Raw genomic sequence first — 15,960 nt, 5'->3', positions numbered from 1 at the left:
CACCGTGGATGCAGCGAAGGCCAGGCCCATGAAGCGATGAATTCATAAGCCTGGCCCCACGTTTTCCAATGCAGCGAACCCCCGGCGTCAGTTGCCCCAGCCGACCACGCCCTTGATTTCGAGGAAATCATGGATACCCCAACCGGCGTACTCGCGGCCATTACCGGACTGCTTGTAACCACCGAACGGGGCAAAGGTATCCCAGCTCGGATAGTTCAGATACACCGAGCCGGCACGCATGCGCCCCGCCACGGCGCGGGCATGTTCGATGTCGGTTGACTGCACATAGGCCGCCAGGCCGTAGACGGTGTCGTTGGCAATCTCGATGGCCTGCTCTTCGCTGTCGTAGGGAATGATCGCCAGCACCGGGCCGAAGATTTCCTCCCGGGCAATCGTCATCTGAGCCGTCACCCCGCCGAAAACGGTGGGCTGCACGTAGTAGCCCTTGTCCAGGCCCTGCGGGCGCCCCAGACCACCCGTTACCAACGTGGCGCCCTCCTCGATGCCGGTGGCAATCAGGCCCTGGATCTTGGCGAACTGCGCCTCGCTGATCACCGGACCGAGGTCGGTACTGGCGTCAAGCGGGCTGCCGGTGAGCATTTTCTCGGCAGTCTGCCGGGCAATCTGCAGCGCACGCTCATGCTGCGAAGCCGGGACCAACATGCGGGTGGGTGCATCGCACGATTGCCCCGAGTTGGAGAAACAGCCCTGCACACCCTTGGCCACCGCGACCTCGAAGTCAGCATCGTCCAGCAGGATGTTCGCTGATTTCCCACCCAACTCCTGGGCCACGCGCTTGACCGTATCGGCCGCCGCCTTCGCCACCATGATCCCGGCGCGGGTCGAACCGGTGAACGACACCATATCGACCTTGGGGTGGCTTGCCATGTGCTGGCCCACGTCGGGGCCCGTACCGTTGAGCAAGTTGAACACCCCGGCCGGCACGCCCGCTTCGTGGAGGATTTCGGCGAAGATGATCCCGGTCAGCGGTGCGATCTCGCTGGGCTTGAGCACCACGGTACAGCCCGCAGCGATGGCCGGGGCGACCTTGCAGACGATCTGGTTCAGCGGCCAGTTCCAGGGGGTGATCAGGGCGCATACGCCAATGGCTTCGCGCACCACCCGGGTGCTGCCGTGCGACTCGCTGAACTGGAATTTTTCCAGGGCGCTGATGGTCGACTCCAGGTGCGCGCGGCCACTCCAGATTTGCGCGTCACGGGCGAAATGCAATGGCGCGCCCATTTCCTGGCTGACAGCCTTGACCAGGTCTTCATAACGCAGGTTGTACACCCGCAGAATCTCCTTGAGCAGCGCCAGGCGTTCGCTGACGCTGGTTGTCGAGAAGGCCGGGAAGGCCTTGGCTGCCGCCGCGACGGCCTTGTCGACATCCTGCGCATTGCCCACTGCGATGCTGATAAAGGCCTGTTCGGTGGAGGGGTCGATGACCTCCAGGGTATTGCCGGACAGGGCATCGGTCCATTGGCCATCGATGTAGAACTTGAGCGCGTTGTTCATGTTTTCACTCGCCTTGACTGGGACACCGGGTGAGGACATTTCGGGTCCTCACCCTGTTAAATGGATTGCGCCGGCTCAGCTGTTGCTGGGGAACGCAAACTGGGCCGCTTCGTGGCTGGCACGGCGCGGCCAGCGTTGGGTGATGGCCTTCTTGCGGGTGTAGAAACGCACCCCGTCCGGACCATAGGCGTGCAGGTCGCCGAACAGCGAACGCTTCCAACCGCCGAAACTGTGGTAGCTCACCGGGACCGGCAACGGCACGTTGACGCCGACCATGCCCACCTCGATCTCATCGCAGAACAGACGCGCCGCTTCACCGTCACGGGTGAAGATGCAGGTGCCGTTGCCGTACTCGTGATCGTTGATCAGTTGCATGGCCTCTTCCAGGCTGCCGACACGGACGATGCACAACACCGGGCCGAAAATTTCGTCGGTGTAGATGCTCATCTGCGCGGTCACCCGGTCAAACAGCGTGCCGCCGACAAAAAAGCCGTTTTCATGGCCGGCCACCACCAGGTCACGGCCGTCCACCACCAGACTGGCGCCCTGGGCGACCCCGGCGTCGATGTAGCCCTTGACCTTGTCACGCGCCGCGCCGGTCACCAGCGGGCCCATGTCCAGACCACAGGCGGTACCGGCGCCGACTTTGAGTGCGCGCACCTGCGGCACCAGTCTGGCCACCAGCGCATCAGCCACCTCATCGCCGACACACACGGCCACCGAGAGCGCCATGCAGCGTTCGCCGCACGAGCCGTAGGCCGCGCCCATCAACGCGCCGACGGCGTTGTCCAGGTCCGCGTCCGGCATCAGCACCGCGTGGTTCTTTGCCCCGCCCAGGGCCTGTACGCGTTTGCCGCGCCTGGTCCCTTCGCTGTAGATGTACTCGGCAATCGGGGTGGAACCGACAAAACTCAGCGCCTTGACATGGGGCGACTCGATCAGGCCATCGACGGCCTCCTTGTCGCCATGCACCACGCTCATCACGCCCTTGGGCAGGCCCGCTTCGATCAGCAACTCGGCAATGTACAGGGTCGAACTGGGGTCGCGCTCAGAGGGTTTGAGGATGAAGCAGTTGCCGCAGACGATGGCCAGCGGGTACATCCACAGCGGCACCATGGCCGGAAAGTTGAACGGCGTGATGCCCGCCACCACGCCGACCGGCTGCAGGTCGGTCCAGGCGTCGATGTGCGGCCCGACGTTACGGCTGTAGTCGCCTTTGAGCAACTCCGGAGCGCCGCACGCGAACTCGACGTTTTCGATGCCGCGCTTGAGTTCGCCCGCAGCATCTTCCAGGGTCTTGCCATGCTCCTCGCTGATCAATCGCGAGATCTCGGCTTCGTTCTGCTCCAGCAGTTGCTTGAAGCGGAACATCACCTGTGCCCGTTTGGCTGGCGGGGTGTTGCGCCAGGCCGGGAACGCGGCGCGGGCGGCGTCGATGGCTTGTTGCAGGGTGGCGCCGTCGGCCAGCGCCACTTGCCGGGTCACCGCGCCGGTGGACGGGTTGTAGACATCCGCGGTGCGCCCCGTGCCTTGCACGCGAACACCGTTGATCAGATGGGGAACGATACTGCTCATAAAACTCTCCAGTGCCGGACAGGTTCACCCCGCCGGCAGGTATGAATGGCTGGTCAGTCAGGCCTTGACGGCCGCCTGCAGGGCAATTTCCACCAGGATATTGTCCGCCGCCATGTTCGCCTCGACGGTCGCCCGCGCCGGCAGCGCGTCCTGTGGCACCCACTCGCGCCAGACCGCGTTCATCGCTGCGAAGTCCTGGACCGCGTGCTTGAGCCAGATCTGCGCAAACAGGATGTGCGACTTGTCGGAACCGGCCTCGGCCAGCAGCGCGTCGATGCGCGCCAGCACCTGGGCGGTCTGCCCGGCGACGTCCTGGGTACGGTCGGCAGGCACTTGCCCGGTGATGTAGACGATGCCGTTGTGCACCAGCGCGTGGCTGAGCAGGCCGGGGTTGGGTTGTAGTCGGGTGATGGTCATGGGAATAACTCCTGCTAAGTAAAGGGGTTGAATCAAGCGATTTGCAGTACCGTGCGGCCGACCAGTTGGCCTTTGCGCATGCGGGCGAAAATGTCGTTGATGTCGTCCAGGCGTTCGAGGTTGATCTGCGCCTTGACCAGGCCACGGGCTGCGAATGACACCGCCTCGTTCAAGTCATGGCGGGTGCCGATGTTGGAACCGGTGATCGACAGCTCCCAACCGCTGATGCTGGAAATGGAAGCACGCACCGTGTCGGCATCGCCGCCGGGCAGGCCGATGAACACCGCCGTTCCACCGGGGCGCAGCATCTTCACCGACTGCTCGAACGCCGCGTTGGCGGTGGCGGTCACCAGCACCGCGTGGACGCCGCCGGGAATCTGTTGCCTGAGGGTTTCGACCGGGTTGTCGAGGGCGTTGATCAGGCACTCGGCGCCATAGCTGCGTGCCAGTTCAAGCTTGTCCGCACCCACATCGATGGCCGCCACGCGCAGCCCCATGGCAATGGCGTACTGCACCGCCACATGACCCAGCCCGCCGATGCCCATGACGGCCACCCACTGCCCCGGTCGGGCACGCGAGCGCATCAGGCCACGGTAGGTGGTCACGCCAGCGCAGAGAATGGGGGCCAGGGCGTACAGATCGACCTCGGGCTCGATCGTGGCGACGAATGCTGCCGGGGCCACCATGTACTCGGCGTAGCCGCCCTGCTTGCTGTAGCCGGTGGATTCGCGGTGTTCGCAGATGGTTTCCATCCCACCGAGACAGAATTCGCAGGTGCCACAGGCGCTGTACATCCAGGGCATGCCGACCGCGGTGCCGATCGCCGGTTCGCTGACACCCTCGCCATGGGCCGCCACGTGGCCAGTAATTTCATGACCCGGAATCAGTGGCAGCGTGGGCAAGGCCGACCAGTCGCCGTCGATGGCATGCAGGTCACTGTGGCAGACGCCGCAGGCGACGATGCGAATCAGTATTTCGCCGGGGCCCGGTTGTGGAATCGGTACCTGTTCAATACGCAACGGTTCGCCGACAGCGTGCAGAACGGCCGCCTTCATGGTTTGACTCATCGCTCTCTCCTGAAACATCCACCCGATTTTCGGGCAAGTGGTCACCTATACCGCAGGCCAGGGCCGGCGGCAGGTGTGCGGGTCGAAAGAATTCCCCGGAGCGTCAGCCCACGGGACGTAAACTGCGTGTCGCGCTGGCAATGTTGCGCGCGGTGTTGATCACCTTGGGCGCCAGGTGTTTGCGCGCGTCCTCCAGGTTCCAGCGGCTGAACGGCACCGAAATGTTGACGGCCCCCAGGGGGTAGCCATCGGCATTCACCACCGCCGCCGCAACGCTGATATCTCCGGCGAAATACTCTTCCTGGGCATAGGCGTAGCCTTCACGACGCGCCTCGGCGACGATCGCGCGCAATTGATCCAGCTCGGTGACGGTGCTGGCGGTGTAGCCCTGGCGTTCGGAGGCGACCAAAATCGCGTCCGTTTCCGCCTCCGGCAGTGCGGCCAGGTACGCCCGACCTGCCGAGGTGCAGTACATCGGCAGGTGCCGGCCCAGCGGCATATGGATGGCAATCTGCTTGTGGCTGGGAAAACGCGCCACGTAGAGCATGTCCAGGCCGCACGGTTCGAGCAGGTTGCAGCTCTCCTCGACGTCGCGGTTGAGCTCGTGCAGGTACGGGTTGGCGCGTTCGATCAACTCGCTGGTCTGCAGGTAGCCGGTGCCAAGGTCGAGGGACTTGGGCGAGAGGCGAAACCGCTTGGTCACGGGTTCCTTGTACAGGTAGCCCAGCGCTTCGAGGGTAAAGGTCGAGCGTTGCACGGTGCTTTTGTTCAGCCCGGTGGCTTGCGCCAATTCAATCAGGCTCATGCTCGGACGCCCGGCACGGAATGCCGTCAGGATCGACAGTCCCTTGGACAAAGCAGTAATGAAGAGTGGCGAGTCTTCTAGGGAACTCATGGGGTTATCCTTGTGGGTGCCGTGACAGGCGCGTGCGTGACGATGCTGTTCAAACGGTGTTTCATTCGAAATGACTCAAGACAATGCCCGGTTCCACGACCGGCCGGTTGCATTCAAATCTATTGACGGCGAAGGGTCGCATACGCTCATCCACTTCGCCGCTGACAATGGCCTTGGCCAGGAACTCACCCGCCGCCGGTGCACCGGCGTGGCCATAACACCAGCCTGCGCTGACGAAGAGTCCCGACAAATCCTCGTGGGCCCCCAGTAACGGCCCGAAATCCTTGGAGATATGCACCAGACCCGCCCATTGGCGCAAGATGCGCGCATGACCCAATTGCGGAAACATCTCCAGATACGCTCGCGCGGTCGCCGCCATCACCGGTACGTCGGCGTTCAGCGTGTGCTGCGGTCGCTCGGCGACTTCGGCACCGCCCACCACTTCGCCACGGGCGGTCTGGTGCATGTAGCAGAGTCGGTCCAGCAGCGCCACGGCAGGGCCGATCAGCGGGCGGGTCGGCTCCAGCGCCATGGCCTCCAGGCGCATCGGGTAACCGTCCAGTGGCACCCCCGCCAGTTGCGCCAGGCGATTGCTCTCGGCGCCGCCGGCCAGCACCACGGTATCGCTTGAAATCCAGTGTTCCCCCACCCGAACCCCGCAGACTCGCCCGGCGCTCTGGTCGATGGCGGTGACTTCGGTGCGGTAGCGAATGTCCACTCCCCGCGCCGCACAGGCTTGCCGATAGGCGTACATGGCCGCATGGTGCGGCGCCACGCCGCTGTCGGGCAGGTGCAGGGCCGCGCTCACCCGTCCATGGGCCAGGGCCGGAAGCACCTCGCGCAGTCGAGCCGGAGTGAGCAGACTGGACGTGATGCCGCAGGCCTTGTGGACTTCAAGCGTGCGATCCAGCAGCGCCGCCGTGGCACTGCGCTCGCCCACCATGGTGTAACCCCGGCGAGAGTACATGACATTTTCGCCCAGGCGTTTGGACAGCCCCTGCCACAGGTGGCAGGAATGAGCGAAGAAGCGCGTCCATTCGGGCGAACTGAACGCACCACGAATCAGCGTGCCGTTTCGGCCCGACGCGCCGCCCTGCCAGTAACCGGCGTCCAGCACGAGCAGGTCGCGCACGCCCAGCTCGGCCAGGTTGAAGGCCAGCGACAAGCCCTGGATACCGGCCCCGACAATGATGATCGACGCCTTCCCAGGCAACGGATTGAGGTTGTTCATTGCAATGGCTCGACAACAGGGGCCAGGCCGGCCGCCTGAGCGACACTCAAGGCACGGCGCGGCGGACGCAGCGTCGGCCGGGCCAACCCGGCCAGGGCGATGCCGCTGCGGGCACTGACCAACGCGCGCAGCGCATCCCAGCAGGGTTGCCCCTGGCAGGGTCCCATGCCACAGGACGTCAGGCGTTTGATCACTTCCAGGTCGGTGATGCCCTGTGCGAGCAAGGCCTCGACCTCGTGGTCAGACACATCGAAGCACGGGCACAACAACGTCTTGTGTCGCGAGCGCGCGGCCACCGGCAGCAACTGATCGGCCTCCATGACCGACCCCACTTCACGCAGGCGGCTCTGGCGTTGCTCGCGCAGTTGCAGCAAACCTTCGGCGCGGCTCTGGAAGGTCAGGCTGGCATCGGCCAGCCAGGGCCCGGCGTGCACCACGGCATCACAGGCAACCGACCTGGCGAACAGTGCAGCCGTCACGCGGCTGCGCCCCACGACCCGGCGCAAATCGCTAACCGGTCGCGCGGCGACCACTGTGACGCCCAATTCGCGCAAGCGACTGGCGACCGCTTCCTGGTCGCCATTGCCGACCACCACGACCCGCGCACCCGGCGCCACCGATTGTTCATGGGCCATGATCAGCGCCGTGCGCACATCCATCACGCCGGGCAACCACATCCCCGGAACGACCGGTGGGCAGGCCCGACGACCGCTGGCCAGGATCACCTCGTCCGCCTCCAGGGCCAATGCGCCTTGCGCCGGGTCATGGGGCGCGGCGAGCAGCAACTCGCCTTCGCGGTAGGCACCGAAGACCTCCACACCGCTGACCAGCTGTACTCGCTCGTCCAGCGTCGGCCGAGCGTGGCCCGCCGCCCGGGCATACCGGGCCAACGAATGACCGCGTGTCACCAACACCACGCTGCGTCCGGCGGCCACCGCATCATTGGCGGCGGCGCAACCGGCAGGCCCACCACCGATCACCAGGACATCGGCGCTCAAGTGGCGTGCCATGGGCACCGGCACTTCGCCTGAACGTTCGGCCGGCTTGGCCACACCTGCGAGGAACGCCAGAATGGCTTCCCAGCGCTGGAACAGTGCCGTGCCGCTGGGCACCAGGTTGGTGTGTTCGAACCCACCCTGAATCCAGCTGGCAGGAATCAGCCGCGACAGGCGCAGCAGATCGAACCCCGGAACCGGCCAGCAGTTCTGCATCTCCACCCGCGCACCGGCCGTCACCGGCACCAGGTCCAGGCGCACATTCGGCACACCGTCCACGCGGGCCAGGACACCGGTGACATAGCTGCCGGAATAGCCCAGCGGTCGATGGGATTTGCGACTCCAGGCCAGTGTGCGGATGCCGTTGGCCAGCAACGCCGTCGCCAGGCTTTCGCCCTGGCGACCCTGCACGGCGCGACCGTTCCAGAAGAACTCGAGCACCTCCGTGCTGGCGCGTTCAAGGCGCAGACTGCCGTTGCTCATACCGCATTCCTCTTGGCCTTGCGCTGCGCCATGATGCTGATGCACAGCATGATGATCGACAGCAGGGTCATCAGCGTCGCGACCACGGCGATCAAGGGGTCGATCTCGGAACGCAGCGAACTGAACATCCGCTTGGTCAGGGTGGAGCTGTCACCGCCGCTGATGAAAAGCGAGATCACCGCTTCGTCCAGGGAAATGGCAAAAGCGAACATCGCGGCGGCGATCACCGAAAAACGGATCTGCGGCAACGTCACGTCAAAGAACGCCCGCAAACGACTGGCGCCGAGGATACAGGCAGCCTGTTCCTGGGTCATGTCGTAGCTGCGCAGCCCCGCGCTGACGTTGATCACCACATAGGGCAAGGCCAGCAACGTATGCGCCAGCACCAGTCCGGGAATGGTGTTGTTCAAGTCAAAGCGCGCGTAGACGAAGAACAGGCCAATGGCGATGAAGATCGTGGGCACGATCATCGGCGCCATCATCAGGCCGCGCAGCACGCCCGAGAAACGTGACTGGGTGACGTGCAGCGAGTACGCGGCGGCCGTGCCCAGGGTGGTGGCCAGCAGCATGGTCAGCGTCGCGGTGATGAGTGACACCTTGGTTGCCGTGCGCCACTCCAGCGACGCGAAGTAGCTGAAGAATGGCTCGATGCTGAACGACTTGGGCGGAAAGCTCAGGTAGCGTGCATCGGACAGCGACATCGGGATCACGATCAGCGTTGGCAGCACCAGGAACAGCATGGTCACCAGCACCAGCAGGTACAACCAGGAGGCGCGCACCACCTCGGTCAGGGTTTGTCTAAATCGGCTCATGGTCTCACTCGCTGCGCCGGCCGAGGCCCGCGCTCTTCTTGACGATAAACAACATAAGCAAGGTGGCGACCAGCAGCACCACACCCAGCGACGACGCGGCGCCCCAGTTGGCGTACATCGACACGTCGCTCTCGATCCGCATCGAAATCATCTGCACCTTGCCACCGCCCAACAAGGCCGGGGTGACGTAGAACCCGAGGGTGATCACGAACACCAGCGTGGCACCGGCGGCCAGGCCCGGCAGCGACAGCGGAAGAAAGACATCGCGAAAGGCACGCGAGGGCGACGCACCGAAAGCCGCCGCCGCCTGGTTGTAGATCGGGTCGATGCTCTTCATCGACGCGAACAGCGGCAAGATCATGAACGGCAGCATGATGTGCACCATGCCGATCACCGTACCCGTCAGGTTATGCACCAGCGACAAGGGAACGTCAGTGAGGCCCAGGCTCATCAGCAGGTCATTGGCCATGCCGCGACGTTGCAGGATGATCAGCCAGGCGTAGGTCCTGACCAGCAGCGAGGTCCACAGCGACACCAGCAGCAGCCCCATCGCCAGGTTGGCCAGCCAGCGCGGCCCCTTGATCATGAAGTACGCATAGGGGTAACCGATCAGCACGCAGGCGACCGTGACGATGATGCTGATCTTGAAGGTCTGCACAAACGTCAGCACGTAGATCGGTTCCAGCAGACGGGTGTAGTTCTCCACCGTCAGTTGGCCATTGGCATCGAAAAGCGACAGCCAGAACAACCACCCGATCGGCAGCACGAACGTCAGCAGAACCAGCAGCAGCGCCGGCAGGCCTGAACCGAACAGGTACCAGCGGTTGCGCCGTTCGGCCTTGAGCAGTTCGCGAGCATTGCGTGCGCCCGGCTCGGTCCGGTTCATTGCTCGTCTCCCACCACCAGTGTGTCTTGCAGGTGCAGCCCCAACACCACGGCTTCGCCACGTGTCGGCAGACGGTCGCTGGCGGAGCTGCGGGTTGGCCGGCGAATGGCCACGGCCATGCCCTCACCCAGGTCGATCTGTACCAGTTGGCTTTCGCCCTGGAAAATGACATCGGTGACATGACCGTGCAACAGGTTGCAATCGCTGGCATCGGCCGTCACGAACTGCAGTTTTTCCGGACGCACCACCAGGCTCGGGTTTTTCAACCCGGCTGTGGCGCTGGAAGCGCGCAACGGGCGCCCCTGAAACTGCACCTGGCCGTCCTGCAGCGTGACAGGCAGGCACGAAGACTCGCCGACGAACTCGGCGACAAACCGGTTCGACGGGCGCTCGTAAAGATTGACCGGCGTGTCGACCTGGCGAATCCGCCCCTTGCTCATCACCGCGATGCGGTCCGACATGGTCAGGGCTTCCCGCTGATCATGGGTCACGTAGACCACGGTCATCCCCAGGCGCTCGTGCAGGCGGCGCAGTTCCAGCTGCATGGTTTCGCGCAAGCGCTTGTCCAGGGCCGACAGCGGCTCATCCATCAGCAGGATCTTGGGTTCGAACACGATGGCGCGGGCCAGGGCGATACGTTGACGCTGGCCACCGGACATTTCGGTGATGCCGCGCTCGATCAGGTGATCCAGCTCCACGGTGGCCAGCGCCTGTTCGACCCGCTGGCGAATGTCGGCACGGCTATAGCCGCGCAGCTTCAGCGGATAGGCCACGTTCTGGAACACGTTCATGTGGGGGAACAGCGCATAACTCTGGAACATCATGCCGACGTCGCGCTTGTGCGGAGGCTCGAAGATCATCTCGCGGCCGCCAAAGCGAATACTGCCGGCATCGGGGCGAACGAACCCGGCCAACGCCATCAACAGCGTGGTCTTGCCAGAGCCGGAGGAGCCGAGCAAGGACAGGAACTCGCCGCTCTTGATCGACAGCGAGACATCATCCAGCGCAGCAAAGTTATCGTAGGTCTTGGTCAGGTTTTCGATGTCGATGGACATCGAAAGTTTAGGGTCTTCGGACATGCTCACACTCGGCACAAATCGGACGCTTCGCGTCCTTTTTATCGTAGATCGGGCGCCATGGGCGCCCCACCCCACTTCTCAAATTGCTCGCAACGGATCAGTTGGCCAGGAACAAGGCGAATCGCTGGCGAACGGCTTCCTGATTCTTGACCCACCATTGCGGCGACACCGCGACCACCTTGTCGATGTTCTGCGGTGACGTCGGCAGGCGCGCAGCCAGTTGCTCGGTAATGATCGGCAGCTCGTAGGCTTTGGCGTTCACTGGCGAGTACGGAATCAGCGTGGCCAGTGCCGCCTGGCTTTCAGGCTTCATGATTTGGGCAATCAACTTCATCGCCAGCGCCTTGTTCGGCGCACCCTTGGGAACGATCAGGCAATCGTGGCTCAACAGCGCTCCGTCGAAGCTGTAGTCGACTGGCTCGCCACTGGCCTTGACCTCACTGACCCGGCCGTTCCAGATCGCCAGGAAGTCCACTTCACGACTGCGCAGCAACTGGGCCGAGTCGGCACCGGCGCTCCACCAGTTGACCACCTGAGGCTTGATGCGCGTCAGCACCTTGATTGCGCGCTCGACATCCAGCGGATACAGGTCCTTGGGCGCCACACCGTCACCCAACAAGGCCGCTTCCATGGTTAACCAGGGCTGGCGGTACAGTGCCCGCGCGCCCTTGACCTGCGGGTCGAAGAACTGCTGCCAGTTCTTCGCCACGGGGGCTCCGCTGTCTTCAGCCCAAGCCACCACGGTGGCGTAGGCGTGACTGGCGATCCAGTGGCTGCTGACCACATTCTTGTCGACATGCGTGGCATCGATCACCGAGTAGTCCAGTGGCTCGACCAGCCCTTCCTGCTGGGCCTGGGCGCACTCGGTACTGCCCAGTTCCACCACATCCCACTTCGGCTTGCCCGACATCACTTGTGCACGAACGGCGGCCAGGCCGTCCATGTTGTCTTCCTTGATGGTGACACCCAGCGCCTTCGCGGCGGGCTCGAGATACGCCTTGCGCTCGGCGTCCTGCAAGGCTCCACCCCAACCGGAGAAGGTCAGGCTGTCCGCCAGCACCGAGGCGCTGGCACCCATGGCCAGTACCGCTGCAACGGCACCCTGCAGCAGGTTTTTCTTGATGAAATTCATAGGGACGTCCTTATCAATTCTGGATGAACAGGTCGAATCGACGCTGGACTTCAGCCTGATGCGCCTGCCACCAGACCGGGTCGAAGAATACAACCTTGTCGATGTTCGCCGGCGCCGTCGGCAACGTGGCCGCCATCGCGGCGGGAATGATACCGGTATCGTAGGCCTTGACGTTGATGGGCGGATTCGGGATCAGAGTCACCAGGGTCGCCTGGCTGTGAGGCTTCATGATCTCGGCCACCAGTTTCATCGCCAACGCCTTGTTCGGTGCACCTTTTGGCACGACCACACAGTCGTAGTCGACCAGAGCATGGTCGTAGGTGTAGTCGACGGCATCACCGGACTGCTTCAGCTCATCGACCCGGGACGCCCAGATCGACAGCGCATCCACTTCACGGCTGCGCAGCAACTGTGCCGAGTCGGTGCCGCTGCGCCACCAGTTGACCACTTGCGGCTTGATGCGCTCCAGCACCTTGAAGGCACGATCGACGTCCAGCGGGTACAGCGCCTTGGGCGACACGCCATCGGCAATCAATGCCAGTTCGAGCGTGGTGTAGGGCTGCCGGTACATGGAGCGCGAGGCTTTGACTTCAGGATCAAAGAAGGCTTTCCAGGTTTTCGGCGTGTTCTCGCCGGCATCCTTCGCCCAGGCCAGCACGGTGGAATAGGCATTGCTGGCAATCCAGTTCTTGCCGTAGAAATTCGCCGCCACGCCCTCGGTACTGATCACCGAGTAATCCAGCGGCTCGGTCAGCCCCTGCTCCTGCGCCATCACGCAATCGTTGGAGGCCAGTTCGACCACGTCCCATTTCGGCTTGCCCGACATCACCTGGGCGCGTACCGCCGCCAGGCCATCCATGTTGTCTTCCTGAATCTTGATCCCCAACGCGGCTTCCGCAGGCTTGAGATAGGCCTTGCGTTCAGCATCCTGCAACGCCCCTCCCCAGCCGGCAAAGGTCACCGTACCCGCTGCCTGCACCTGGGCAACGGAACACAAGGACATGGCAAACGCCAGGCCCGCCATTCGTTTATTGATTGATCGCATTTTCAACTCCTGAGCTTATTGTAATTAGACAGTTGAATCGAACGCCGGGCGTTGCCGCCCACTGGGTTGTTGTTATATCGGGAGACGTTGTTCGTCATCCTCTCTTGTCGCTTTTTACCACCCGGTCCTTGCCCCCACCCGGGTGCTCGACCGCTCTAGCGCTTGCCATCCCTCGTGCAACGGGTCACTGCGCATCCTTGAAGCGATACCAGGCGTAGGCCATCCGCTGCCCTACGCGCAGGAAGGGTTGAAACGGAAAACGCTTGGGACACTGGTGCAGAAAACCGATGGAAGTGGGCTGTGAATCACCGGCCACCATTTGCGCCAGGCGCTTGCCGGCCTGCACGGAAAACGACACGCCGCTACCGGCATACCCGCCGCCGGAAAACACATTGTCCAGGCCCGGGACCTTGCAAATGAACGGCAAGGAATTTTCACTCACCGCGACCCAGCCGCCCCAGTTGTAATCCACCGCAATGCCCTGCAAGGCTGGAAACTTGCGACACAGTGCGTCGTGCAGGTTCTGTCGGTGCCGGGGGTTTTCCGCGTCGCGACCGGTGATGGCGCTGCGCCCGCCAAACAGAATGCGGTCGTCGGGCAAGCGGCGGTAATACGAGAGCAGGTTGCGGGTATCGAACATGCATTCGCTGCCGACCAGGCTCTGTCGTTTCTCTTCGGCACTCAAAGGCCGCGTCACGATGATTTGCGAGTGGACCGGCAGCACCCGTCCGGCCGTGGCCTTGTTCAGCGCCCCGGAGGTATAGCCATTGGTGGCGACCACCACCCGGCGAGCCGTCACCACCCCACCCGGGGTGACCAGGCGATGACGGCCCTTGTCGCTGTGCCAGTCGGTCACAGGCGAACCCACATGCACCTTGACCCCGGCTGCCCGGGCCATGCGGTGGATCCCCCAGGCCAGCTTCAGTGGATGCATCGAAAAACCGTCGGGCATGTAAAGCGCACCGAATGACTCCGCACCGCCATGCACGGCATGGGCTTGCGCGTCACTGACGAACTTCGCGCCGTAGTTCAATACATCGTTATAGAGGCCCACCTCACGCTTGAGCCCGTCGACATGACTGGCGTGGCTGGCGACCTTGTACACACCATCAGGCTGCACGTCGCAATCGATCTGACCTTCGCGAATCAACCCGCGCACGGTGTTCAGCCCCGCCGACATTTCATCGAAATAGGCTTTTGCCTCTGTGGCGCCATAGCGCTGGATCAGCTCCGCCAGCGGAACGCGACCACCGGAGATACGGGCAAAGCTGCCGTTGCGACCACTGCAACCCCAGGCGACCTGGTTCGCTTCCAGAACCACTGCGCGAACGCCGTGCTCACGGGCCAGGTGCAAGGCACAACTGAGGCCCGTATAGCCGGCACCAATGATCGCCACCTCGACATCCATGTCCCTGCTGACCGGACCGTCATCCTGAGGCGCGATACCTGCGGTATCCACCCAATAGGAAGCGGTATGTGGCGTTCCGACGCCTGGATGAGGATTGACCAGAGGATCGTACAATTTAATCTCCGTATCGCTGTGCGATTTGTAAATATCACTTAATTGAAATATTCATACAGTTATTGATTCGTGTCAATCTCTCATCAGATTTAAGGAATCGACTTTTGTACTTGAAGGGAGAGTCTCGTGCAGCGACGCGGGCTGTCTGGCGGCCGGGAAATGGCGGTCAGCGGACAGAGGGAATGGTGTTGGAGACGGTGTTGCGAAATCGGAGGATGCGCCGATGCAGGTTCAACGCGAGCGCAGTGTTGCAGCGACATGCCGACGATTGGCATGTCGCTTGACCAAATGAATCAGGAGACCTTGATGACTACTTTGCCGAAGGCGCCTCGGGCCAGGTGCTCGAACGCCTTGTGGGCATCTTCGAACGGATAGGTCTGGTCGATCACTGGACGGATCGAATGCTTGTTCAGGAATTCGTTCATGCGATCGAACGACGAGCGTGGCGCCACTGCGATGCCGCGGAGCGTAGTCTGGCGGAAAATCAACGGCATCAGGCTCAGCGTGGTGGTCTGACCGGTCAGAAAGCCGATTTGCGCGATCTTGCCGGCGGCCTTGGTGGCGAGGATCGACTGGTTCAGGCCCTCGCCACCGGCCACATCGAGAAGCAGGTCCACGCCCTTGCCGTCGGTGAGTTTCAGCACTTGCTCTTCCCAACGCGGGAAGGTCCGGTAGTTGATGCCGGCCACGGCGCCAAGCCTTTTCACTGCTTCGAGATTGGCGTCGCTGCTGGACGTGACAATCACCCTGGCGCCCAGCGCGGTGGCCAGTTGCACGGCGAAAATAGACACGCCGCCAGTGCCCTGAACCAGGACGGTCTGGCCCGGTTGGACCTGGCCGTAGTCGACCAGCGAATACCAGGCGGTCAGCGCAGCAATCGGCAGTGTCGACGCCTCTTCGTCAGTCAGGGTGTCCGGCGCACGCACAGCGCTTTCTTCGTGAATGATCATGTACTCGGCCAGGCCACCCGGCAGCGGCATGCCGAAGCAGTAGGCAGGTTCGTCCGGCCCTGGCTCCCCGTCGATCCAGCGCGAATACAGGTGCGAGTTGACACGGTCGCCGACCTTGAACCGGCTTGTGCCCTCGCCCACGGCGACGACAGTGCCCGCTGCATCGCTGACCGGGATCAGTGGCTTGGGCACCAGGTGGGGTTCGTAAAAGCCATCGACGATGGCCTTATCGCGAAAGTTGAGGGAAACCGCCCCGATCTTCACCAGCAACTCACCGGCCTTGGGTACGGGCGTGGCTGTTTCGCCGAGTACCAGATTATCGAGACCAAAATCGTGCAAAAGCCAGGCTTTCATGT

General features: G+C 63.1%; 14 protein-coding genes. All 14 read right to left on the bottom strand.

The window, feature by feature from the left end; translation table 11 throughout:
- Positions 1-87: 87 nt before the first annotated feature.
- The 14 genes from ACM6IM_RS03420 to ACM6IM_RS03355 all read right to left on the bottom strand — a co-directional run bounded on the left by ACM6IM_RS03420 (position 88) and on the right by ACM6IM_RS03355 (position 15,958).
- Positions 88-1,515, bottom strand: coding sequence for an aldehyde dehydrogenase family protein (locus tag ACM6IM_RS03420; RefSeq protein WP_414864161.1), 1,428 nt, complete (start codon positions 1,513-1,515; stop codon positions 88-90).
- Between the two features lie 75 nt (positions 1,516-1,590).
- Entirely contained in the window at positions 1,591-3,090 is a 1,500-nt protein-coding gene (locus tag ACM6IM_RS03415) for a CoA-acylating methylmalonate-semialdehyde dehydrogenase (protein ID WP_192303540.1), read from the bottom strand.
- A gap of 57 nt (positions 3,091-3,147) precedes the next feature.
- Positions 3,148-3,507, bottom strand: a complete 360-nt coding sequence (locus ACM6IM_RS03410; protein WP_027620518.1) for a RidA family protein — start codon at positions 3,505-3,507, stop codon at positions 3,148-3,150.
- Positions 3,508-3,539: 32 nt separating this feature from the next.
- Entirely contained in the window at positions 3,540-4,574 is a 1,035-nt protein-coding gene (locus ACM6IM_RS03405) for a zinc-dependent alcohol dehydrogenase (RefSeq protein ID WP_414864160.1), read from the bottom strand.
- 103 nt (positions 4,575-4,677) lie between these two features.
- Positions 4,678-5,469: an IclR family transcriptional regulator gene (locus ACM6IM_RS03400; RefSeq protein ID WP_414864159.1), complete on the bottom strand. Its 792-nt coding sequence runs from the start codon at positions 5,467-5,469 to the stop codon at positions 4,678-4,680.
- A gap of 61 nt (positions 5,470-5,530) precedes the next feature.
- On the bottom strand, positions 5,531-6,700 hold the full coding sequence (locus tag ACM6IM_RS03395; protein ID WP_242525431.1) for an NAD(P)/FAD-dependent oxidoreductase: 1,170 nt from the start codon (positions 6,698-6,700) through the stop codon (positions 5,531-5,533).
- A complete protein-coding gene (locus ACM6IM_RS03390) occupies positions 6,697-8,178 on the bottom strand; it encodes a 2Fe-2S iron-sulfur cluster-binding protein (protein ID WP_414864158.1) in 1,482 nt (493 codons plus the stop codon). Before ACM6IM_RS03390 ends, ACM6IM_RS03395 begins: the two co-directional genes overlap by 4 nt.
- The gene (locus ACM6IM_RS03385) at positions 8,175-8,990 is read right to left on the bottom strand and encodes an ABC transporter permease (RefSeq protein ID WP_192303546.1); all 816 of its coding nucleotides are present in this window, start codon (positions 8,988-8,990) and stop codon (positions 8,175-8,177) included. Before ACM6IM_RS03385 ends, ACM6IM_RS03390 begins: the two co-directional genes overlap by 4 nt.
- 4 nt (positions 8,991-8,994) lie before the next feature.
- Positions 8,995-9,876, bottom strand: coding sequence for an ABC transporter permease (locus ACM6IM_RS03380; protein WP_192303548.1), 882 nt, complete (start codon positions 9,874-9,876; stop codon positions 8,995-8,997).
- On the bottom strand, positions 9,873-10,955 hold the full coding sequence (locus ACM6IM_RS03375) for an ABC transporter ATP-binding protein (RefSeq protein ID WP_192303551.1): 1,083 nt from the start codon (positions 10,953-10,955) through the stop codon (positions 9,873-9,875). Before ACM6IM_RS03375 ends, ACM6IM_RS03380 begins: the two co-directional genes overlap by 4 nt.
- Positions 10,956-11,052: 97 nt before the next feature.
- On the bottom strand, positions 11,053-12,087 hold the full coding sequence (locus ACM6IM_RS03370; protein WP_414864157.1) for an ABC transporter substrate-binding protein: 1,035 nt from the start codon (positions 12,085-12,087) through the stop codon (positions 11,053-11,055).
- 13 nt (positions 12,088-12,100) lie between these two features.
- Positions 12,101-13,132: an ABC transporter substrate-binding protein gene (locus tag ACM6IM_RS03365; RefSeq protein WP_414864156.1), complete on the bottom strand. Its 1,032-nt coding sequence runs from the start codon at positions 13,130-13,132 to the stop codon at positions 12,101-12,103.
- Between the two features lie 184 nt (positions 13,133-13,316).
- On the bottom strand, positions 13,317-14,654 hold the full coding sequence (locus ACM6IM_RS03360) for an NAD(P)/FAD-dependent oxidoreductase (protein ID WP_192303557.1): 1,338 nt from the start codon (positions 14,652-14,654) through the stop codon (positions 13,317-13,319).
- Positions 14,655-14,947: 293 nt separating this feature from the next.
- A complete protein-coding gene (locus ACM6IM_RS03355) occupies positions 14,948-15,958 on the bottom strand; it encodes a zinc-dependent alcohol dehydrogenase family protein (protein WP_414864155.1) in 1,011 nt (336 codons plus the stop codon).
- Between the last annotated feature and the right edge of the window lie 2 nt (positions 15,959-15,960).

It is taken from the genome of Pseudomonas sp. IT-P12 (assembly GCF_949767465.1).
Lineage (GTDB): Bacteria > Pseudomonadota > Gammaproteobacteria > Pseudomonadales > Pseudomonadaceae > Aquipseudomonas.
This window is presented reverse-complemented; position numbering and strand designations above follow the sequence as displayed.